The following is a 21,269-nucleotide window of genomic DNA, read 5'->3' as shown; positions in this document are numbered from 1 at the left end:
GGGGTTCCGGCGTGCTTAGACCGGGTGAGGCGGGACCGTGTCGCTGCCGGGCGACGGCGTGTCCTGCATCAGTCCTGAATGCCCATCTTCCTCAAAAAGACGATACATGAAGACCAGATCCAGCCAGCGACCAAACTTGAAACCCATTTGGGGAAGGGGCGTGCTCTCGCTGAATCCTGCTGCGCGATGAAGCGCGATCGAGGCGGTATTGCTGGCAGTAATGGCCCCGATCAGCACATGCATCCCCGCGTGTTCTGCGTGAGCGGTTATGGCCTCAAGCAGCATGCGACCAATACCTTTGCGCTGCGCTGCACGTGCCACATAAATGGAATGTTCCACCGTGCGGGCATAGCCTTCATAGACGCGAAACGGCCCGTAGGAGGCGAAGCCGAGGATGGTCCCGTCTTCCACAGCCACGATAACCGGAAAGCCGGCAGCCTTGCGATCGGCCATCCAGCCGCGTCGCTCTTCCAAGCTGCGCGGCGACGTTGCCCATATCGCCTCGGAAGTCGCGATGGCATCATTGGTGATGGCGAGAATGGCGGGCAGGTCGTTTTCGGTCGCGTCGCGGAGTTCAGTCACGGCGGCGCAGAACCAGCGTGGACCACTCGCCTTCGTAGTACTGCTTCTCGAGCACCAGTCCCTGGCGCCTGTGCGCGGCCAGCACCATACGGGCCTGGGTCGTCAACAGGCCGGCAAGAATGACCGTCCCCCCCGGGGCAAGATGGCTACCAAGATCACGCGCCATCTTGCAGAGCGGGCGTGCCAGGATATTGGCGAAGACGAGATCGTAAGGGGCCTTGGCACGAACCGCCGGTGTCAGCCAGCCATTGCCCAGGCGGGCATCGATCAGTGGGCCAATGCCGTTGAGCTTCGCGTTGCTTGCGGCCACCCGGACCGACCAGGGCTCAATATCCACGGCAAGGATACGCTTGTTGAAAAGACGTGCCGCCGCCATGGCCAGAATGCCCGACCCGCAGCCCATATCGAGAATACGGGCCGGTTTGCGCCAGGCCATGTCTTCGAGTGCTCGCAGGCAGCCACGGGTGGAACCATGCTCGCCTGACCCAAATGCGATACCTGCATCCAGCGTGATGGTCAGACGATCACGCTTGTGGCTGGGGGTGAGGTGGGTACCCCGAATGGCGAAGCGCCGTCCGACATCCTGCTGCGGAAAGGCTTCATAGGTGCGGGCAAGCCAGCCTTCTGCCTCGGTGCGCTCGCGCACAAGCTCGGCGTCCACGCCGGTCATGAGGCGCGCCAATGTCAGGGCGCGGGCAAGCTCCTCTTCAGCATGGCCCACATCCTTCACGCCCTCGACGCGCCAGATGTTCTGGTCCTCATTGGCCTCGAAAATGCCAACCGTGGTGCAAACGGTCAGAAAGGCCTGTTCGAAAAGCGGCACGGCCTCATCAGCGACGGTGACGGAGATGGTTTCAAGCGCCGAAGCGTGTCGTCTGGATGCGCTCACGAGACCTGTTCCACAAAATGGGCCATGATGCGTTTTTCGCCTGCCTTCTCGAAGTTGATATGCAATCGGTCGGATTCGACACCGAGCACGGTGCCATAGCCGAATTTCTGATGGAACACGCGTGCGCCCGAGGCAATTCCGTGTGAGGCATCGGGGCGCACATCTGTCACGCGGGGGGCAGGTGTGCGGAAACGCCCTTGCGTGCTGCTCAACGGGCCCGATGCAAAGATGGATGTCTGCGCGGCAGCCTGACGGCGCTCCTGCATGGCCTGTCCACTATGCTCGACCGTTTCCGCAGGAATCTCATCGATGAAGCGGCTGGGCATGGAATCCTGCCAGTTGGCATAGATGCGCCGACGGGCGGCATGAATGATGATCGCCCGTTTTCTGGCGCGGGTAATCCCGACATAAGCCAGCCTGCGTTCTTCCTCGAGGCTCTTGAGACCACCTTCATCGAGGCTGCGCTGTGAGGGAAACACCCCCTCCTCCCAGCCGGGAAGGAACACGGTGTCGAACTCCAGCCCCTTGGCCCCATGCAGGGTCATAAGGCTGACCGTGTCAGCACTTGCCTTGTCCTCGGTCTCGGTGACCAGAGCCACGTGCTCGAGAAAGCCTTCAAGCGTGCCGAAATCACCGATGGCCCTAAGCAATTCCTTGATATTGTCGAGCCGCCCTGGGGCTTCGGGCGATTTATCGTCGCGCCACATCGGCAGGTAGCCGCTTTCCTCCAGCAATTGCTCCATGGCAACCACATGGCCCTCGCTCTCACGGGTTTCGCGGGCGCGGGCAAAGGCCTCCATGAGGCCTGAAAGGGCTTCGCGACCCTTGCCTTTCACCAGGCCGGTGTCGAGGGCATGAGCAACGCCGACACTCAGCGGCGCATTCAGGCTGCGCGCCTCATGATGAAGCTTCTGCAACCCGGCGGCACCCACGCCCCGCTTTGGCACATTGATGATCCGCTCAAAGGCGAGATCATCGGCGGGCTGGGCCAGCACACGCATATACGCCATGGCATCGCGTATCTCGGCACGCTCGTAGAAGCGCAAGCCACCGACCACGCGATAAGGCAGGCCAAGTGTCAGGAAACGTTCTTCAAAGGGGCGTGTCTGAAAGCCCGCTCGCATCAGAATGGCAATCTGGGAAAGCGGATGTCCCTCACTGCGCAGCCGCTCGATGGCCCCGGCAGCGATACGGGCTTCCTCGTCGGAATCCCATGCGCTGATGATCTGCAGCTTCTCGCCCTGTGCGTCCTCGCGACCGGGCCGAAGTGTCTTGCCCAGACGGCCTGAGTTATGAGCGATCAGCCCGGAGGCCGCAGCAAGGATCTGGGCTGTTGAACGGTAGTTACGCTCGAGGCGGACGATCTTCGCGCCGGGGAAATCCTTTTCGAAGCGCAGGATGTTTTCCACCTCGGCACCACGCCATGAATAGATCGACTGATCGTCGTCACCCACGCAGGCGATATTGGCCGGTCCGTGCTCGCGCTTGGCCAGCAGACGCAGCCAGAGGTACTGGATCGTATTGGTGTCCTGATACTCATCGACCAGGATATAGCGGAACAGCCGGTGATACTGGGCCAGAACGTCTGGCTGTGTGCGCAGGATCTCAAGCGTATGCAGCATGAGATCGCCAAAGTCACAGGCATTGACCGCCTTGAGCCGGTCCTGATAGGCGGCGTAGAGCTTGCGCGCCTGTCCTCCTGCAAAATCCGTATCCTCGGCTGCCGTCACCTGCTCGGGCGTTAAGCCGCGATCTTTCCAGCGCTGAAAAATGCCTAGCAAAGCCTGAGGTGGCCAGCGTTTCGTATCGAGGCGGAACGGCTCCATGATTTGACGCACGAGCCGAAGTTGATCGTCGGTATCGAGGATCGTAAAACCAGTGGTCAGCCCGACATATTCAGCATGACGGCGCAGCATCCGCGCGCACAGGGCATGGAATGTGCCCAGCCACAGCCCTTCTACAGTCTCACCCAGCAGGGCACCCACACGCTCGCGCATTTCACGGGCAGCCTTGTTGGTGAAGGTAACCGCCAGAATCTGGTAGGGCCGCGCGCGGCCATCGAGCAGGATATGGGCAAAGCGCGTGGTCAAAACGCGTGTCTTGCCCGTTCCCGCCCCAGCCAGGATCAGAAGCGGGCCCTCCGTCGTCTCAATGGCCTCCCGTTGCTCGGGATTGAGGCGTTCAAGATAATCAGGCGAGGGGGATGGAATGAGGGATTGCGTCACCCGACCGATATAGAATGTAATGCGCCTATGGCCAATTGCTCATTTTCGCCTGAAAGCAAGAACCTGCTTCGCGGTGTGGGGCCGCACGGGCATCGCGAGCGCATGCGTCATCGCGTGATGAGCGCAGGGGCTGACACACTGGCCGATTACGAGATTCTGGAGATGCTGCTTTTCAGCAGCATACCCCGACGCGATACCAAACCCCTTGCCAAGGCGCTCCTGCAACGATTTGGGAGTCTTTCTGCCGTCTTCGCTGCCCCGGCCCAGGAATTGAGGTCGCTGGGCGTGAGTGATAAGGCACTGCTGCTTTTGCGTTTCCCCCCGGTACTCGCCGATCGTCTGGCTCTTGCAGAAGACCGGTTGCGTCCCCGTCTCGGGAGCTGGGACCAGCTTTGTACCTATCTCTCAGGGGTGATGGCGAGCGCTGTGCCTGAGCAGTTCCGGCTGCTTTATCTGGATAATCGCAACCGATTGCTGGCCGACGAACCGGTCGATGATTTTTCCACGACCGCACCAATTTTTCGCAGGGCTCTGGCGCTTCAGGCTGTTTCCTTCATCGGTGTTCAGAAAACACTGACCGCGTTCCATGCCGCGACATCGCCCCTGCGTCACTTTGCCGAGCGCCTGAGCCTGGAGGCCGGCGCGCTTGCCATGATCGTTCATGACGTTGTGGTTGTAACAGAGAAGCGTCCCCCTTTGAGTCTGAGACAGAAAGGGTTCTTCTAGGCCACTCCATGCGAGCCTTGCCCGCCCATCAGAGGCGGGCAAGCGCTGCAAACTGGCTGTGCAGGGCAGGTGTCAGATCGCCGGGCGAAACGACAAGAAGATCGGCTCCTGCCTCTGTCAGCTCAGCCTCTCCGCCATAGCCCCACAACACCCCAAGAGCGCGCAGGCGGTTGGCATGGGCTCCAGAAATATCGAATCGCCGGTCGCCAACCATGAGCGTACGGGCAGGAGATAGTCCCTCCTGCTGCAGAATACGGGCGATCATCTCCGGTTTCTCGCCGCCGCTATCATCATCAGCAGCGCCGTGAACACGGTCGAAGCATTCGTCAAGGCCGTGCTGACGCAGTATTTCGCGCGCAAGGGAGGCTGGTTTGGAGGTTGCTGTGAAGATCCTGACCGGCGAACGCGCGAGAGTACGCAAGAGGTTGGCCATGTGCGGGAATACAGGTGTCTGGAACCTGCCCTTTTTATCATAAAGCGTACGGTACAGCGCTACCGCCTTTTCAACCCTGCTATCGCCATAGACACGAATGACCTCCTCCATCAGTTCGGCCAGCGGAGGGCCGACAACCCATGTGAGGTCGATTGAAAGATCAGGCTCATGGCCAAGCGCCCGCACGACTCCGTGTAGCGTGTCGATGATCCCGATACGTGAGTCGATAATTGTGCCGTCAAGGTCCAATAAGATGGAATGTTCGCTCGTATATTGGTCGAATTCTGACATACATCACTCGATTGGTCTTGGCGGAGATGCCGTTGAAAGAAGTAATCCACAAGCATAGCGACGTGGATGTGAGATCGGGTATGCAACACCTTGAAACCGCACAGGCTGCGTTCGGCTCGATGGAACTACCTCACATGGCCTTGGCTGGCGGACAAGGGCCCGTATTGTCGGATGAGGCCTTGCTGCGCCTTTTTTGCGAAGGCGCTGGCGTCCCGATCAATGAACGCACATCTTTTTGCGAGAACATGTTGATGCGTTTCGGATCGCTCGCAGCCATGTTTTCATCGGAGCAGCGCACCCTCACAGGCATTGTTTCACTGAACCGGTCCCTTATCTGCACGTTCGCTCTTCTTCATGAGGCTGCCATACGGGTCAGCCGGGCAAGAATGGGCGAGGGAGATATCCTCTCCAATCCTCGATCAATGCTCGATTATCTGAAATCCCGCCTCGCACGCGAACCCATCGAGCAATTCCGTATTCTGTTTCTGGACGAACGGAACTGTCTCCTGGCGGATGAGGCACAGACACGGGGTACGGTCAACCATACGCCTGTCTATCCGCGGGAGGTTGCACGACGTGCCATGGAGATCGGGGCAAAAAGCATTGTGCTCGTTCATAATCACCCAAGTGGTGATCCCACCCCATCCGAGGGTGATATTGCCATGACACGGGACACGCAACGTGCTGCAGCTTTGATTGAAGTGCGCATTGCCGATCACATCATCATCGGCAATGGCAGCTATTCGAGCTTCAGGGAACTCGGACTGATGAGTGAGCGCTGATCAGACTTCGTGCTCGGGCTGGCTTTTGATGCCGAGTGCCGCGTCGAAGCGTGCTGCGACGCCGAACGGACCTGGAAGCGCCCCAAGCGGAAAAAGGGCATTCACATGGCCCATTTTGCGCCCTTCGCGGCACGCGCTCTTGCCGTAGAGATGCAAGGCCAGCCCGGTGCCGGCGAGAACTGTATCACACACATTCATGCCTTCCTGACCGATAAGGTTTTTCATGACTGCATCACTGTGGCGATAGGGGTCGGGAAGGGGTAGGCCTGCCACAGCGCGGATGTGCATCTCGAACTGATCGATCAGACAGGCATCCATCGTCCAGTGCCCTGAATTATGCGGGCGGGGCGCAATCTCGTTAACCAGAAGCTCACCCTTAGCCGAGACAAACATCTCGACGCCAAGAATGCCAACCAGATCGAGTGTAGTCGCCATGCGGCTTGCCAGCGCCTGAGCCTGTTCGGCCAGAGCCACAGAAATACGTGCCGGTGCCAGACTGATATCGAGAATACCATCCCTGTGCTGGTTCTCTGTCACGGCAAAGCACTTAGTGGCACCACTCGCGTTGCGGGCGACCATTACGCTCAGTTCACGCTCGAAATCCACAAACCCCTCGGCAATGAGCGGGAAGGGTAGATCGCGATCAAGCGCATCGAGTGCGGCCTGATCAGCGACGCGGAACTGGCCCTTGCCGTCATAGCCAAACCGGGTGGTCTTGAGCAGGAAGGGAAATCCCAAGGTGGAAGCCGCTCTTTCGAGCGATGCGTCGTCCGGGACTGAAATCCAGGGCGCTACCGGGATAGCACTGTCGCCAAGGAAGGTCTTTTCGAGAATACGATCCTGGCTGACGGCGAGAACAGATCCCGCAGGATGCACGGGGCAGAGCGAGGAGAGCAGGTCCAGACCAGCTGCGGAGATGTTTTCGAATTCGAAGGTGATGACATCGACGCTCTGAGCAAAGTCCCTCAGAACAGCCTCATCGTCGTAAGCCCCCACGGTCACGCGCTGTGCCGTTTCCTGCGCTGGCGGATCAGCCTCGGCGCTCAGGATATGCACGTGATAGCCCAGACGGGAGGCTGCAACCGCAGACATCCGTCCAAGCTGACCGCCACCGATGATGCCGATTGTCGATCCCGGAGGGAGCGCTGTAACCTTCATGCTTCAGGGGTGTCGGCTACAGAGGCTGTCTGCATGGCGCGCCATGTATCCAGACGTGCCCTGACACCTTCATCCTGCAGGGACAGGATAGACGCAGCAAGCAACGCTGCATTGATGGCGCCAGCCTTGCCAATGGCGAGCGTACCAACCGGCACGCCGCCCGGCATCTGGACGATCGACAAAAGGGAGTCCATGCCCTTGAGGGCATGAGACTCTACAGGCACACCTAAAACCGGAAGTGTGGTCCAGGCCGAAACCATGCCAGGCAAATGGGCTGCACCGCCAGCCCCAGCGATGATGACCTGAAGACCACGCCCCCGGGCGCTACGGGCGTATTCAGCCAGTCTGTCAGGGGTGCGATGGGCGGAAACAATGCGCGTTTCGAAGCTGATATCGAGCTCTGTCAGCTTATCGGCGGCAAAATTCATGGTCGACCAGTCCGACTGGCTTCCCATGATAATACCAACGCGAGGCGTCTGGGCCAGATCGGTTGTCTGGCTGTATAGATCGAGGTCTTCGCTCATTCAGGCAATATCATCCGGTATAAGGCGGTTCTCGATAAAGTTGATTTCGTCCTTCAGAAGCAGCTTGCGCTTTTTGAGGCGCTGAAGCTGCAACTGATTGAGCGGATGCTGGACGAGACGATCGATCACCGTATCGAGGTCGCGATGCTCGCTGCGCAGTTCATGCAGACGGCGGAGCATGACTTCATGATCAACGAGCATCAGGTTCTTTCCGCTTTCATTTCAGCCACTACCCGCGAAATCCTACAACAGGGTTAATGGCCGGCGCTATCCCTACTTAGTTCTCTGTGTCGTCAAACTCTGACATTTCTGCGACGACGGGCACGGAATGGCCTTCACGGGCGAGGCGCTCATTGGCGGCCTGCACCGCAGCGTTAAGATCCGTCTGGCTGCACAGGCCCAGGATCACCGGATCGCGCGGCTTGATATTGGCGCTGTTCCAATGCTGGCGGTCACGCACCTTGGCGATGGTATCCTTGGTCGTGCCCAGCAGCTTGATGATCTGGAGTTCCGAAAGCTGGGGGAACTGGCGCAGCACGAACGCGATGGCATCCGGGCGGTCATTGCGGCGCGCGATCGGGGTGTAGCGTGCGCCCTTGGCGCGACGGGCAACCGGGTTGGCCTTGGCGGAAAGCTTGAGGCGCAGATCCGGGTTGCCTTCGCAACGGGTGATCTGTTCCTGCGTCAGCTGGTTGTTCTTGACCGGGTCATAGCCATTGATGCCCGCAGCAACCTCGCCATCAGCGATGGCCTGCACCTCAAGCGGATGCATGCCGCAGAATTCGGCAATCTGCGTGAAGGTGAGGGCGGTTTTGTCGATCAGCCATACTGCGGTGGCTTTCGGCATAAGCGGCAAGGTCATCTCGGTCCATCCTGCGTGAGGAGCATCGCTCCAGCAGGCACCGATTTGAATGTCCTTACCCGGCGTACCGGGGAGATCTGCGCGGCACCTGCTGGATGCATAGCAAAGTCTGCGCTGATATGGTCTGCGAGAGCGGCAGGGGTCAAGCCCCTGCGCGCATTATTGGCAAAAAACCCGGATGCCGCACGACCTTGCCGCTACGTCATCCCTTGTGCGGGGCGACGGGCCAGGCTGGCGTCAGGCCGCGTGGCTGACCGGAAGGGGGCCGGAGGCTACTGTCATTCCGGAGGCTTTGGCGCTGTCTGAGGCTGGCATACCCTGCGAGATCGGAATACGGCGCGGCTTGAGCGCTTCGGGGGTGACTTGCCGCACGGAAATGGTCAGCAGTCCATTCACCAGCTCTGCGCCACTGACCTCGATATGATCGGCGAGCGCAAAGCGCCGTTCGAATGCCCGGGTCGCAATACCACGGTGGAGCAACTCTCCGGCTGTAGTCTTGCGGGGGACATGGCCCTTGATGATCAGCTGGTTCTCGGCGAGGTACACTTCGACATCCTCAGGACCAAACCCGGCCAGCGCCATGGTGACCTGATAAACATCCTCGGCTGATTTTTCTATGTTGTACGGGGGATAGCTGGCATGGGCCGGCGCATTGGACACGGCATCATCAACCAGACGGGCAAGACGGTCAAAACCGATCGCCGAGCGGAAAAGTGGTGCGAAATCGTAAGACATGAAGAACCTCCTTCAAGGCAGATCCGATACTGCGCCTCCGCATGGGCCGGCACAGAAACATGAAGCATTGTCGCAACCCCGGATGGGCATTGTGACAGGCTTGATGTGGGATCATTTCCGGGCGGGACAAGGCCCCGCCCGGGAAGGAGCGCCTGATATTACTTCTTGGCGGCGCGAGCGCCGATGCCGGCAAAACGCTTGTTGAACTTGGCCACCTGGCCTCCCGTGTCGAGCATACGCTGCACGCCGGTCCAGGCCGGGTGGGACTTCGGGTCAACGTCGAGACGCAGCGTGTCGCCAGCCTTGCCATAGCAGGACTGCGTCTTGAACTCGCTGCCATCAGTCATGATGATGGTGATCTCGTGATAATCGGGGTGAATGCCGGTCTTCATCTGTGCTGTCCTTGTTGCAATGCTCCGATGCCGACCGGAGCGGATGGCGGGGCTATAACGGAAAGAAACGGTCAGGGAAACGACAAAAACGCAGAAACTTCTGCGCCCCCATTGTTTTTTCTATCCGGCCTCAGGGTTTTATCCCACAATCTGGGGTGCTTGACCATTCCAGACACGGCAGATGCCTGCGTCACGAACCGAGCCTGAACACGCTTTCCACAGTCCCGCTCCATTCCCTTACCTGAAGGAAAAAAATTTACGATGTCTGATCTACGTTCAAAGCTGCACACCCCCGGCTGGATTGCCGAATTCCAGAAGTTCATCATGCGTGGCAATGTCATCGACATGGCTGTCGGTATCATCGTCGGTGCAGCTTTCACGTCGATTGTCACCAGTCTCGTCAAGGATATTCTTACTCCCGGCATCGGACTGCTCACAGGTGGGATCGATTTCTCGAATATCTTCGTCACGCTCAAGGGGCCGGTACTTCCTACACTCGCCGAAGCGCAGAAAGCGGGGGCCGTTACGGTCAATGTGGGCGTATTCCTCAACGTCGTAATTCAGTTTCTGATCGTGGCCTTCGCCGTATTCTGGCTGATCAAGATTGTTTCCCGTTTCCAGCACAAGCAGGAAGCCGCGCCGGCAGCCCCGCCTGCGCCGACCAAGAGCGAGGTCCTGCTGACAGAAATCCGCGATCTGATCGCGAAGGATCCCAGATAAGCCAGTCTTTATCACCCTGTATTGACGCGCCCGCTTGGCGGGCGCTGTTTCGTGGCGCATGATCCGTTCATGCGCCATTTTCTTTCATCCGCTATTCTGGTTTCAGCCCTGTCTCTCACCGCTTGTGCCGGGGGCGGAGGCGACCAACTGATGCAGAGCCGCTCACCGAGCGTTCTGCTCACAAGCTATGCTATTGCGAATGGCATGGCGGAGCACGGCATGATCGTGCGCATCATGCAGCACAAGGCGACGAAGACCGATATCGCACGCTTGATCGCGATCGATCACAATACGTGGCAATTGATCCGACAGGCTGCGTTCTCGCCCACGGATGCCAATTTCAGGCTCGCTGACGGTGGAATCATGCAGATTCTGGATTATGCCACCCCGGTGGCCCAGCCAGCCGTTGATGGTATAAAACCAGGGCTGGCGGCACCCTGACCGGGTTCAGGCATCGGTCACCGGGCTAGGGGAGGCAAGCGCAGCCTCCCCGGAATTTTGGCCTCAGGAGGCCTTGCTGCGACGCAGGCGCTTCTCGCCCATAAGCAGAAGCAGCGGTGCCGCAATGAAGATCGACGACGATGTGCCGACTACGATGCCGAAGAGCATGACGGTGGCAAAGCCTGAGAGGCTATGGCCGCCGAAAATGGCCAGCGGTAGCGCTGCGAGAAACACCGTCATGGAAGTGCCGAGCGTCCGGTTGAGCGTCTCGTTGATGGAGAGATCGAGCAACTCACGCAGGGGCATAGTGCGATACTTGCGCAGGTTCTCACGCACGCGGTCATAGACCACCACCTTGTCATTGGTGGAATAGCCCAAAATCGTCAGGATGGCGGCCACCATCACCAGATCGAACTGGAAGCGTGTGATAGCAAGGAACCCGACCGTCTTGGTGAGGTCGAGCACCAGCGTGATCACGGCGCTGATTGCGAACTCCCATTCGAACCGGACCCAGATATAGACCAGGATCATGGCAAGGCTGAGCCCAAGGGCAAGAAGCCCGTTGCGAAACAGCTCGCTGGAGACCGAAGCGCCAACGGCGTCGGCGCGCAGGACCTGCGTACCAGGCTGAGCCTCGACAACCGCGTGGCGCACGGTATCGACCAGCTTTTGCGTATCGGCTTCCTGCGTCGGGCCTGCAGGCGGTGTGTCGAGCTGGATCAGCACATCGTTTTCAGCCCCGAAGCGCTGTAGCCCTGCCGCGGAAATATTATGAACGGCAAGCGCATGACGGAGCTTGTCGAAATCTGCCGGTCCCTGGGTCTGGGCCTCCACAACGATACCGCCATGGAAATCGAGACCGAGCTTGAGGCCAGGCACGAAGAACAGAACGACCGAGAGAGCCGACAGGATGGCCGAGGTGGCGAGGCCGGCATAGCGGCCCCGCATGAACGGAATATGCTTGTCTTCACGGACGAAGCGGAAAAGAGGACGTGAGAGCATCGCTTCAGACCGGCAGTTCTGTGGGGCGTGTGAGGGCGTACCAGCGAACCATCAGCAGACGTGACAGCAGCATGGTGGTGAAGAGGGTGGTGACGATACCGACCGTAATCGTCAGGGCGAAGCCACGAACTGGCCCTGTGCCGAACACGAACAGCATGACGTGCGCAAGAAAGGCCGTCGCATTGCTGTCGATGATGGTGGAGGAAGCACGTTCGAAACCGGTCTGCATGGCAGCGAGCGCCGTACGTCCACGCCCGACTTCCTCGCGGATACGCTCGTTGATCAGGATGTTGGCATCAACTGCCATGCCGAGTGTCAGCAGCATACCCGCCATACCCGGCAGGGTCAGTGTGGCCTCGAACAGCGAGAGGATGGCCGTCATCAGCACCAGATTGGCCAGCAGGGCGATGTTCGCATAGAGGCCGAAACGCCCATAGAACAGCGCCATGAAGACGATCACGAAGATGAAGCCAATAGCCAGACTGATGGCACCGGCCCGGATCGAATCAGCACCGAGCGACGGACCAATCGAGCGCTGCTCGATAACCGCGAGCGGCGCGGGCAGGGCGCCTGCGCGCAGCATCACAGCAAGATCGGTCGCTGTCTGAGCGGTGAAATTACCCGTGATCTGGCCGTTGCCCTGCGTAATGGGGGTCCGGATGACCGGGGCCTCGATCACCTTGTTGTCGAGCACGATCGCAAAGCGTCGGCCAACATTTTCGGAGGTGGTCTGTGCAAAAGCGCGGGCGCCCGCTCGATTGAACGAGAAGGTGACAGCCCATTCGCCAGATTGCTGGTCGATCGATGCACCGGCATTGTTCAACGCAGCGCCATCAACAGCGACATGGTCCAATACCGGCAACATTGCACCCGTGCTGATATCCTGCATGAGGGTGGATCCCGGCGGTGCTACGGCGCCCCCTCCGGCCGAGTTGGCCAGCAGACGGAATGTCATCTTGGCGGTGGTGCCCAGCAGACGCTTGATATGCTCAGGATCACTGATGCCGGGTAGTTCGACCACGATGCGGTCGTCACCCTGTCGCGTAATCTCGGGGTCAACTGCACCCGTGCTGTCGATACGGCGGCGAACGATCTCGATGGACTGCCCGACGGCCTCGCGCGCACGCTGACGCAACGCCGCCTCGTTCAGGGTCATTACGATGCGGTCGTGATCGAGCGCGGCGGCTACGTCGCTGCCAGCGCCAGTCAGCGAGGAGAGAGCCTCGAGGCTGGATTGCTGCTCGCTTGCATCACGCGGGAGGAAGCTGAGCGTGCGCCCAGCGGCATCCTTGCGAAAATCGCGATAGCCAAGGTTCTTTTCAATCAGGACCTGCTTGGCCTGATCCTCAAGACCCTGAAGGCGGTCATCAACGAGGCTCTGCTGATCGAGTCGAAGCAGAAGATAGGAACCGCCACGCAAATCAAGACCCAGATGGATCTGATGCCAGGGCAGCTTGGCCGCAGGCGCACGCATGAAATTGGGCAGGCAGAGCAGGAGGCCGAGGAAACAGACCCCGAGAACTCCCAGCATGGTAGGCCGACTATAGTACATCATCGAACGGAGCGGCGTCCTTCTTGTAACGACCGGAGATTTGAGGCTACCGCGAGGCGGTCAGGCTGCGGGAAGATGCAGGCAGGCGCTCTGCGTTGCAACCTCCCTGTGCCCCCTGCTACACCAAAAACATGATTTCAGACGTGCACGGACCGGGAAAAAATATGCTGAAGGTCGGAATTGTGGGGGCTGGTCATTTTGGCCGCTTCCACGCCCTCAAGGCAAAGGACTGTCCGCGTGAGCAGCTTGTCGCCCTTTATGACCCGGATCAGGCGCGGGCCCAGCTCGTGGCCAAAGAGGCCGGGTGTATGGTCGCGGAAAGCCTTGAGGCCCTGATTGCCCAGTCTGACGCGGTGATCGTGGCGGCCCCGGCGGAACAGCATTTTCCGGTCGCTTCCGCCTGCCTCAATGCGGGGCGTCACGTGCTGGTGGAAAAACCCATCGCTGCGACCCTCGATGAAGCCAGAACCCTTGCGGCACTGGCGAAGGCTAAGGGCGTGGTGCTTCAGGTGGGCCACCTTCTGCGGTACTCCTCAGAGCACAAGGCGATTTCAGAGCGTATCGGCAAGCCTCTGTATATCGAGGCGACGCGGATCGCCCCCTTCAAGCCGCGTGGCACAGATGTGTCGGTGATCCTCGATCTGATGATCCACGATCTCGATTTGGTGCTTTCACTGGTCGACTCTCCCATCGAGTCCATAGACGCGGTGGGCGTTGCGGTATCGAGCGCGCATGAGGATATCTCCAATGCGCGGGTGAGGTTCGCCAATGGATGTGTCGCCTCCATCTCGGCCAGCCGTATCTCGCTCAAGACCGAACGCCGTATGCGTGTCTTTTCGGAGGAGGGTTACCTTTCGGCCGATTTCGTTCAGCAGGAGCTGACCATGATTGGCCGAAAGCGTGGATTGCCTTTACCGGGCACGGGGGGCTTCCGGCGCGAGGCACTGCGGTGGAAAGACAATGATTGCCTTGCTGCCGAGCACGATGCTTTCGCAGCGGCATGCCTGGACGGCGCACCGATCCTTGTCGATGCGGAGGCGGGTATACGGGCGCTCGATGCGGCCATTCGCGTCAAGGCCAGCATGGATGACACGAGGGCGCGCATGGAGATGTCAGGGCTTATCGCATCAGGCGACAGCCTGTTTCCAACCGAGGCCTGAGCGGAAAGAGGGGCATTTTCCTGCTCGGTACCCCTTGAAGATTTCTGGTCCGGTGTTCAAGCGCCGGACTCGATCTCTTCTTTTTTCATTTCCAGAAGGAGCCATTCCTCCTCGGCAGAGGTAAGCGCTGCCTCGGCAGAAGTGAGCTCGTCGCTTACCCGGGCGAACTTCTTTGCGTCCTTGCTGTAGAGCGACGGGTCTGAGAGTGTCTCACGCAGGGTGACGATGAGCTTCTCGAGACGATCGATTTCCGCAGGAAGTTTCTCCAGCGCCAGCTTGTCCTTATAGCTGAGCTTCTTGCTGTTGCGCTCTGATCTTGCAGTATTCTTTTCTCGTGGCTCGGCGGTTTTGCCGTCCGGATTTGCATTGCGCTCAGCCGGGGCTTCGCCACCCGTCTGGGCCAGCATATCGCTGTACCCACCGGCATACTCGATCCAGTGGCCGTCGCCCTGCGCCACAAGAACCGAGGTGGCCACGCGGTCCAGGAAATCGCGATCATGGCTCACCAGCATGACCGTACCCGGATAATCGTCCAGCATTTCCTGCAACAGATCGAGCGTCTCAAGGTCAAGATCATTCGTCGGCTCGTCGAGCACGAGCAGGTTCGATGGCTGGGCCAGTGCACAGGCAAGGGCAAGCCTGCCACGTTCACCGCCAGAGAGGACACCAACCGGCGTGCGCGCCTGTTCGGGGCGGAACAGGAAGTCCTTCATATATCCGATGACATGGCGTTTCTCATCACCCACCTGCACCATGTCGCCGCTTCCCCCGGTCATGGTATCCGCAAGCGTCATGGACGGGTCGAGGCTCGCGCGTCGCTGGTCCAGCGTGACGAGCGAGGTGGAGGGACCTACCTGTACGCGTCCCGTATCGGGCTGATCCTCGCCGGTGAGGAGACGGAGAAGCGTCGTCTTGCCCATACCGTTGGCCCCGACAATCCCAAGGCGATCGCCCTTGAGCACGCGCAGATCGAGATTCTTGACCACAACCCGCTCGCCGAATGCCTTGGTCACATCCTCCGCTACGGTTGTCAGCTTTCCGGTTGTCTGGGCTTCTGACACGGTCAGCTTGAGCGACCCACGGAACTGGCTTGCAATCTCCTTGCGGCGCGAACGTAGCGAGGCCAGCTCCGCCACGCGGCGGACATTGCGCTTGCGACGGGCTGTCACGCCATAGCGCATCCAGTCCTCTTCACGGGCGATCTCGCGATCAAGCTTGTGAGCCGCAAGTTCCTCCAGCGCGAGAACTTCCTCGCGCCAGTCCTCGAAGCGGGCAAAACCCTGATCGAGGCGACGGGTGATGCCTTGCTCGAGCCAGACGACGGCGCGCGAGAGAGTTTCGAGGAGGCGGCGATCATGGCTAATCACGATCATGGCTGAGCGCATGGAGGCAAGCTCGCGCTCGAGCCATGTGATGGTTGGCAAATCGAGATGGTTGGTCGGCTCGTCGAGAAGCAGAAGATCCGGTCGCGCGGCAAGGGCACGGGCGAGGGCGCAGCGACGGGCCTCACCACCCGAGAGTATTGCCGTGGATTCGTCACCTGTCAGACCAAGTTCCGAAAGCATGCTGCGGGCGAGATAATCCTCCTCCGGCTGAAGATCCTGAGCGACGTAGTCGTAGCTCGTCCTGAAGGCCGAGAGGTCTGGTTCCTGCGGGAGATAAACGATCTTGATCCCGGGCTGCACGAAGCACTGGCCAGAGTCAGGCAGGATCTCGCCAGCGGCAATGCGCAGGAGCGTCGATTTGCCTGAGCCATTGCGGCCCACCAGGCAGAGCTTTTCGCCCGGGGCGACCCCGATTTCGGCACCGTCCAGCAGTGGACGACCCCCGAGAGTATAGGAGATATCGCGTAAATGAAGGATCGGTGCAGCCATGCGCCCTATGTGTCGCACCGGCTGCGTCGATGCAAGTCAGATCGCTTTGAGACCGCCCGTAACCGCCTGATAGGTCGTTATGGCCAGCGTGGTAGGCTCGAAGGGCTTGGTGATGATGAAAGATGGCTCTTCCTGCTCGCCTGTAAGCAGCCGCTCGGGATAGGCGGTCACGAAGATCACCGGTGCCTGATGGTCCTTCATAATGCGACCAACAGCGTGCATGCCGTCGCCGCCGCCACCGAGATTGATGTCGGCCAGGATAAGTCCAGGGCGTGTTTCCTTGGCCAAGCGCACGGCATCGGCCTCGGTGTAGGCGACACCCGCAATGCGATGGCCGCATTGCTGTACCACGTCCTGGATGTCCATCGCGATGATGGGCTCGTCCTCGATGATCAGCACGCTTGTCTCGGCAACTGAACGCAGACCCTCATTCGCCTTGGCAATGTCTCCGAGGATATCGGCTTCGGTTCGCCCAAGGATCATGGCAACGGCGCTGAGTGGAACTTCCTCAAGCGAGGTGAGAAGCAGGACGAAGCGCTGCGTCAGCGTGAGGGATGACGGAGGATGAGCACTGCCGTTGGCAGCCTGAAAACAGTCGATGATCGACTTGTAAAGACGGAAGCGAACACTGATCTCATGCTCACCCTTGCGCGTAGCCATGTCGCGTATGGCAAGGGCCACAAGCTGATCACCCTGCTTCTGTGTGCCTTCAAGAGCTCTTGCAAAACGTCGCGCAAAGGGCAAGGCTTGCATGAGGTCTTGGCGCTCTGCATCGACCATAGAGAAACGAAGCTCCAGAAATTTTCCGCCAACACAACGCGGTCCGTTGCGTTACGATGGCACTTTTTCGGCGCTGAGCAAAGAGGAATGCAGTCATGCGCTACCGGGAGATCACAGGCTGAGCACCGACAAGGCAGACAATCCGCAAGCGGCGGGCGCGAAGGCTGATCCCGTCCGGCGGGGAATTGCCGCGCATCTCGTCGATCTGCGCGGTTTTGCACGCTACCTCACCAGAGACGCCTCCGCAGCCGATGACCTCGTGCAGGACACGGTTTTGCGTGCGCTGGCCGCGCGTGACAGTTTCATCGCGGGGACCAATCTCAAGGCTTGGCTATTCACTATCCTGAGGAATGTTTTCTTCGAGCAGCGTCGTCGCAAGGTGAAGGAAACGGAGATTCTCGGCGAGATATCACGAGGTAGTGAGGGAGGGTTCGATGAGCGCGATCGGTACAAGGATGGCGTCATGGATCTTTCGCAGCTCTTATGGCGGCTGCCTGAACTTCTGCGTGAGGCGCTGATTCTCGTTGGTGCTCAGGAAATGAGTTACGAGGAGGCTGCTGCAATCTGCGATTGTCCGGTCGGCACAATGAAAGCGCGTGTGTCGAGAGCACGGGCCCAGCTTGCCGAGATCGCCTCGCCATCTGAAGATCCCGCCTAGATTGATCTTGGCGTGCGGCGAGCGTTCCGGAGGGTCGCCAGAGACTACGCTTGCGACAAGGCATTTCAGACTTCTGACAAAAATTTTCAGTTTTTTGTCATTGCATGCAACCTCTTCTTTCTTCCGTTCATTGGTCCATTGAAAAGCACCGAGCGAAGAAGGATTTTCGCATGACCAGCTTCCATGACCAAGTTATCCAGATTCTCCCCAAACTGCGCGTTCAGGCTCTGTCCCTGACACGCAACCGTTCCGCCGCCGAGGATCTGGTTCAGGACGCGGTATGCAATGCCCTGGCTGCTCAGGACAGCTTCATCCCCGGCACGAATTTCTCAGCCTGGATGCACCGCATCCTGCGCAACCGCTTCATTTCGGATCTGCGCAAGCGTCGCGAGACGACAGATATCGAGGATGTGCCCGCATCGTCTTTTGCTAGCAACGCGACGCATGAGGACAGTCTGGCACTGAAAGACCTGTCAATGGCGCTGTCTCGCCTCCCTGCTGATCAGCGAGAGGCGCTCGTGATGGTGGTCGTGCAGGGCATGAGCTACGAGGCCCTCGCGGAAGCAACGGGCTGCGCTGTTGGGACGGCCAAGAGCCGCGTATTCCGCGCACGCCGCCAGCTCGAGGCTTGGATGACTGGCGATCTGCCGGCCAACGATAAGCTGCGCGTCAAGGTCGCAGCGCTCCGCGCAACACTTGATGATCGTCGGCGCAAGGGTCTCAAGTCTGACGATCTGTTCACATTTTGATTACTGATCTTGATAATGTCCTAGCCTGACGCTGCGACATATTTGCTGGGTTCAAAAGGGGAGTGAGGTATCTCACTCCCCTTTGGCGCGATTGGGTCTTTTCTTTTATTCAAAATGAGATGATTAAATTTCGTTAGTGCAACTCGTCCTGCGGCGCATTGTTAAGATCGCATGGGTTGATTCTTTTCGTTGAGGTGAGGACATGACTGGGGGAAAGGACGGCATGCCGGAGAAGCCCCGCCAGGCAGGCTCAGCGAACGACACCGAGAATCCTTTCGACCTCTGGTTGAAACGTGGACTGCACCAGCTTTTTGACGACGTGGCCAACGAACCGATTCCTGAGGAGCTGCTGCGTCTGATTGAGGAAGATCGTGACGAGCGGGAGCCCTGATCTTATGGCAGGGCTTCAACGGTCCGTAATCAACTTATCAAGGCCTGCGGATTGAAGGTCCTATCGGTACTTACTGCGGGCGGCCTCAGATCGAGGACAAGCCTGTTGGACACTGTAGGTTCACGGGTGATGGCCCTCATCATCTGCACCTCGGTACCCTTGGCGAGTGTGGCAGGGGTTCTTGCATGGCACGCTTATCTCACGACGTCTGATAACAGTTTTGAGCGCACCCGATCGGACGCGTTGAGCGCTCGGCACGAAATCGCTTCCGATCTGGGTCGTGCGCAAGGGGCACTGGAAACACTCGCGCAGATAACCTTGCACGAGGAGATCGCACCCAGAGCCTTCCAGTTGGTGCAGTCGATAAGTCAGCAGCATTACTGCCTGCTTGAGTTGATCGACCGGGACGGCAAAGCGGTCGCAAGCAGTCGCGGTAGCGAGAAAGACGGAAACCCCTGCCAGGCAAATCTCCGTGCTCTCGCTGAGGCTGAGCATCAGGCGGCTTTGGTGGAGGGTACCGGTTCCGACGATCATCCCGATGCACAAATCATCGTGGCGGGAACCTCTCTGCTCGTACGGTCAGCCATCACCCTAAACTATGTCAATCGCGCGGGCACACTCGTGCCTGGACAGCTTATCGCCTTTCGGCCACTGGTGAATCAGGAACTCGTGGCCAACGACCAGTACATGCACAAGCCTCGCGACGCAGACGCGGGTGCGACCGATCTCTGGTTATTCACCGGGAGTACGTCGCCAATTGCCCTGACGGCGAAGCAGCACGTGGGAGAGCCGTGGACGAAGGAGGTGAAAGACCGCCTGCTCGCCGATTTGAAGGTTGGCAGGAAGGCTGACCACTTTGAATCTGATGACGTCTACTACACGTTGATCCCAGGATACGGACCAACGAGTATCGTGGCGATATCGGTTCGTAGCGCAGATGAAACACGTGCGCTCCAGCTCTTTCTGGCGCGTGTGATGCTTATCGTCCTTATTCTGGTTGTCGAACTTTTGCTGGTGGCGCTCGCCGCGCAGCGTTATCTTGTAGAGCCCCTTGAAAAACTGGCATCAAGTGTCTCGGAGTGGCGTCGTCATGGCCTTTTCCAGCCAGACCTCCCGAAGTCCCTTCCGCTTGAGATACGCCAGATGGAACGCGCTTTTAGCCGTGCAACAAAGCGGCTGGACCGGCACGAGGCCCGATTGCAGCGAGCGACGAAGCAACAGGATCTGCTCATTCGTGAGATCCACCACAGAGTCAAAAACAATCTGCAGATCGTAACGTCTTTGCTCAATCTTCAGGCAAACCGCATCAAGCTTCCAGAGGCAAAAGAGGAATTCCATCTCGTGCGAGATCGGGTGCGATCTCTGGCGACGCTCCATCGCTATCTCTATCCTGAAGGTGGGCTGAGTACTCTCGACATTCGTGCATTTCTCGAGGAACTGGCGAGCCAGATTTTCACTGCCAATAATCACGCCAACAAGGGGCGCATCAGCCTCTCGCTCGATGTGCATAACCTGCCAATCACGCCTGACCAGGCAGTGCCGCTCTCTCTCATTGTTACTGAAATTGTGACCAATGCATTGCGATACGCCTTTCCGGAGGGAAGGACGGGCGCCGTACGCATCCAGCTCAACCGCGTTGAAGACACCGCGCTACTTTTGATCGAAGACAACGGCGTGGGACTTGCTTTCCCCTCTGAGGGCGAAAAGCGTGAAGGCATTGGTCTGCAGCTTGTACGAGGTTTTGCCCGACAGCTTGGCGCGACACTCGATATCATTTCCGAGCAAGGAACGGTGTACCGGCTCGTATTCCCAATACATCTCCCGCGCCGTAACCTTGCCTGAAGCACAACAAATGCGTCTCTGCAGATTACCACTTTATCGCATATTGTCAGCCCGATAAGGCCCGATAAGGGTTGAGAGGCTGCGGTATTTGCGGTCAAGCGTCGTCACAAGCGCTGGGGCGCTTAAAGATCCAGACCTGCAACGTGCTGATGGCGCGAGCTGTGTAACAGACACGAGGCGTCGTCGACTCCGAAAATCCTTGTCTCGTGCAGACGCAGTTAGTCTGTTGAATGGTAGCAATTTCGCAATACCAGTCGGTGTACCATTGGCCAGTGCCCTGCGGTACCCACGAGCGAAAACGAATCTCTGACGGCTCTGGTGGTGCATAATTAACGGTATTTCCCGAGCAAGATTCCGAATAACGACCTTAATGTCGAGCTGTGTAACAGACACGAGGCGTCGTCGACTCCGAAAATCCTTGTCTCGTGCAGACGCAGTTAGTCTGTTGAATGGTAGCAATTTCGCAATACCAGTCGGTGTACCATTGGCCAGTGCCCTGCG

23 protein-coding genes are annotated in these 21,269 nt (G+C 58.9%); 9 read left to right on the top strand and 14 right to left on the bottom strand.

Going from position 1 to position 21,269, the window contains the following annotated elements:
* Positions 1-15: 15 nt before the first annotated feature.
* The 3 genes from F3J08_RS10675 to F3J08_RS10665 are packed head-to-tail and all read right to left on the bottom strand — an operon-like array spanning position 16 to position 3,696.
* Positions 16-582: a GNAT family N-acetyltransferase gene (locus F3J08_RS10675; protein ID WP_166929858.1), complete on the bottom strand. Its 567-nt coding sequence runs from the start codon at positions 580-582 to the stop codon at positions 16-18.
* Positions 575-1,471, bottom strand: a complete 897-nt coding sequence (locus F3J08_RS10670; protein ID WP_062164606.1) for a 50S ribosomal protein L11 methyltransferase — start codon at positions 1,469-1,471, stop codon at positions 575-577. Before F3J08_RS10670 ends, F3J08_RS10675 begins: the two co-directional genes overlap by 8 nt.
* Positions 1,468-3,696 (bottom strand): UvrD-helicase domain-containing protein, encoded by a 2,229-nt coding sequence (locus tag F3J08_RS10665; protein WP_166929856.1) that lies wholly within the window; start codon positions 3,694-3,696, stop codon positions 1,468-1,470. The genes F3J08_RS10670 and F3J08_RS10665 overlap by 4 nt, the downstream gene beginning before the upstream one ends.
* On the opposite strand from F3J08_RS10665, the gene F3J08_RS10660 reads away from it, so the two are divergent.
* A complete protein-coding gene (locus F3J08_RS10660) occupies positions 3,688-4,422 on the top strand; it encodes a RadC family protein (protein ID WP_240149290.1) in 735 nt (244 codons plus the stop codon). The two genes, F3J08_RS10665 and F3J08_RS10660, sit on opposite strands and share 9 nt — an antisense overlap.
* A gap of 28 nt (positions 4,423-4,450) precedes the next feature.
* On the opposite strand, the gene F3J08_RS10655 is transcribed toward F3J08_RS10660, so the two are convergent.
* On the bottom strand, positions 4,451-5,146 hold the full coding sequence (locus tag F3J08_RS10655; protein WP_166929854.1) for an HAD hydrolase-like protein: 696 nt from the start codon (positions 5,144-5,146) through the stop codon (positions 4,451-4,453).
* A 32-nt stretch (positions 5,147-5,178) separates the two neighbouring features.
* On the opposite strand from F3J08_RS10655, the gene F3J08_RS10650 reads away from it, so the two are divergent.
* Positions 5,179-5,928, top strand: coding sequence for a RadC family protein (locus tag F3J08_RS10650; protein ID WP_240149289.1), 750 nt, complete (start codon positions 5,179-5,181; stop codon positions 5,926-5,928).
* Here F3J08_RS10650 and F3J08_RS10645 read toward each other — a convergent pair whose 3' ends face one another.
* From F3J08_RS10645 to rpmE, 6 genes are all read right to left on the bottom strand, one after another.
* Positions 5,929-7,086 (bottom strand): 5-(carboxyamino)imidazole ribonucleotide synthase, encoded by a 1,158-nt coding sequence (locus F3J08_RS10645; protein ID WP_166929852.1) that lies wholly within the window; start codon positions 7,084-7,086, stop codon positions 5,929-5,931.
* Positions 7,083-7,610, bottom strand: a complete 528-nt coding sequence (purE, locus tag F3J08_RS10640) for a 5-(carboxyamino)imidazole ribonucleotide mutase (protein WP_166929850.1) — start codon at positions 7,608-7,610, stop codon at positions 7,083-7,085. The genes F3J08_RS10645 and purE overlap by 4 nt, the downstream gene beginning before the upstream one ends.
* Positions 7,611-7,811: a DUF465 domain-containing protein gene (locus F3J08_RS10635; protein WP_023978056.1), complete on the bottom strand. Its 201-nt coding sequence runs from the start codon at positions 7,809-7,811 to the stop codon at positions 7,611-7,613. It lies immediately after the preceding gene.
* Positions 7,812-7,887: 76 nt separating this feature from the next.
* Positions 7,888-8,472, bottom strand: a complete 585-nt coding sequence (locus F3J08_RS10630) for a DUF1013 domain-containing protein (protein WP_122039647.1) — start codon at positions 8,470-8,472, stop codon at positions 7,888-7,890.
* Positions 8,473-8,709: 237 nt separating this feature from the next.
* Positions 8,710-9,207: an Hsp20 family protein gene (locus tag F3J08_RS10625; RefSeq protein WP_166929848.1), complete on the bottom strand. Its 498-nt coding sequence runs from the start codon at positions 9,205-9,207 to the stop codon at positions 8,710-8,712.
* Positions 9,208-9,365: 158 nt separating this feature from the next.
* The gene (gene rpmE / locus F3J08_RS10620) at positions 9,366-9,599 is read right to left on the bottom strand and encodes a 50S ribosomal protein L31 (protein ID WP_023978053.1); all 234 of its coding nucleotides are present in this window, start codon (positions 9,597-9,599) and stop codon (positions 9,366-9,368) included.
* Positions 9,600-9,860: 261 nt separating this feature from the next.
* Here rpmE and mscL point away from each other — a divergent pair, with 261 nt between their 5' ends.
* Together mscL and F3J08_RS10610 are read left to right on the top strand one after the other, a co-directional pair.
* Positions 9,861-10,319 carry a large-conductance mechanosensitive channel protein MscL gene (gene mscL / locus F3J08_RS10615; protein ID WP_166929846.1) on the top strand — a complete coding sequence of 153 codons (459 nt, stop codon included), beginning with the start codon at positions 9,861-9,863 and terminating at the stop codon, positions 10,317-10,319.
* Positions 10,320-10,388: 69 nt separating this feature from the next.
* Complete coding sequence (locus F3J08_RS10610) at positions 10,389-10,760, top strand: hypothetical protein (RefSeq protein ID WP_166929844.1); 372 nt, start codon at positions 10,389-10,391, stop codon at positions 10,758-10,760.
* Positions 10,761-10,823: 63 nt separating this feature from the next.
* Here F3J08_RS10610 and secF read toward each other — a convergent pair whose 3' ends face one another.
* Complete coding sequence (secF, locus tag F3J08_RS10605) at positions 10,824-11,762, bottom strand: protein translocase subunit SecF (protein WP_166929842.1); 939 nt, start codon at positions 11,760-11,762, stop codon at positions 10,824-10,826.
* 4 nt (positions 11,763-11,766) lie between these two features.
* Complete coding sequence (gene secD / locus F3J08_RS10600) at positions 11,767-13,317, bottom strand: protein translocase subunit SecD (protein ID WP_370458715.1); 1,551 nt, start codon at positions 13,315-13,317, stop codon at positions 11,767-11,769.
* Positions 13,318-13,478: 161 nt separating this feature from the next.
* On the opposite strand from secD, the gene F3J08_RS10595 reads away from it, so the two are divergent.
* Positions 13,479-14,474 carry a Gfo/Idh/MocA family protein gene (locus F3J08_RS10595; RefSeq protein ID WP_370458714.1) on the top strand — a complete coding sequence of 332 codons (996 nt, stop codon included), beginning with the start codon at positions 13,479-13,481 and terminating at the stop codon, positions 14,472-14,474.
* A 56-nt stretch (positions 14,475-14,530) separates the two neighbouring features.
* On the opposite strand, the gene F3J08_RS10590 is transcribed toward F3J08_RS10595, so the two are convergent.
* Both F3J08_RS10590 and F3J08_RS10585 read right to left on the bottom strand, forming a co-directional pair.
* A complete protein-coding gene (locus tag F3J08_RS10590) occupies positions 14,531-16,348 on the bottom strand; it encodes an ABC-F family ATP-binding cassette domain-containing protein (protein WP_166929838.1) in 1,818 nt (605 codons plus the stop codon).
* Positions 16,349-16,384: 36 nt separating this feature from the next.
* Positions 16,385-17,128: a PhyR family response regulator anti-anti-sigma factor gene (locus F3J08_RS10585; RefSeq protein ID WP_166929836.1), complete on the bottom strand. Its 744-nt coding sequence runs from the start codon at positions 17,126-17,128 to the stop codon at positions 16,385-16,387.
* Positions 17,129-17,312: 184 nt separating this feature from the next.
* On the opposite strand from F3J08_RS10585, the gene F3J08_RS10580 reads away from it, so the two are divergent.
* The 4 genes from F3J08_RS10580 to F3J08_RS10565 all read left to right on the top strand — a co-directional run bounded on the left by F3J08_RS10580 (position 17,313) and on the right by F3J08_RS10565 (position 20,768).
* A complete protein-coding gene (locus F3J08_RS10580; protein ID WP_240386535.1) occupies positions 17,313-17,786 on the top strand; it encodes a sigma-70 family RNA polymerase sigma factor in 474 nt (157 codons plus the stop codon).
* Positions 17,787-17,956: 170 nt separating this feature from the next.
* Positions 17,957-18,535 (top strand): sigma-70 family RNA polymerase sigma factor, encoded by a 579-nt coding sequence (locus tag F3J08_RS10575; protein ID WP_023978043.1) that lies wholly within the window; start codon positions 17,957-17,959, stop codon positions 18,533-18,535.
* Between the two features lie 223 nt (positions 18,536-18,758).
* Complete coding sequence (locus F3J08_RS10570; RefSeq protein ID WP_240149288.1) at positions 18,759-18,926, top strand: NepR family anti-sigma factor; 168 nt, start codon at positions 18,759-18,761, stop codon at positions 18,924-18,926.
* A gap of 105 nt (positions 18,927-19,031) precedes the next feature.
* Positions 19,032-20,768, top strand: a complete 1,737-nt coding sequence (locus tag F3J08_RS10565) for a sensor histidine kinase (RefSeq protein WP_166929831.1) — start codon at positions 19,032-19,034, stop codon at positions 20,766-20,768.
* The last annotated feature ends 501 nt before the right edge of the window (positions 20,769-21,269 follow it).

This window comes from Asaia sp. As-1742 (assembly GCF_011753235.1).
In the GTDB taxonomy this organism is placed as follows: Bacteria; Pseudomonadota; Alphaproteobacteria; order Acetobacterales; family Acetobacteraceae; genus Asaia; species Asaia bogorensis_B.
The sequence above is the reverse complement of the archived record's forward strand: the minus strand, read 5'-3'. Positions and strand labels throughout refer to the sequence as shown.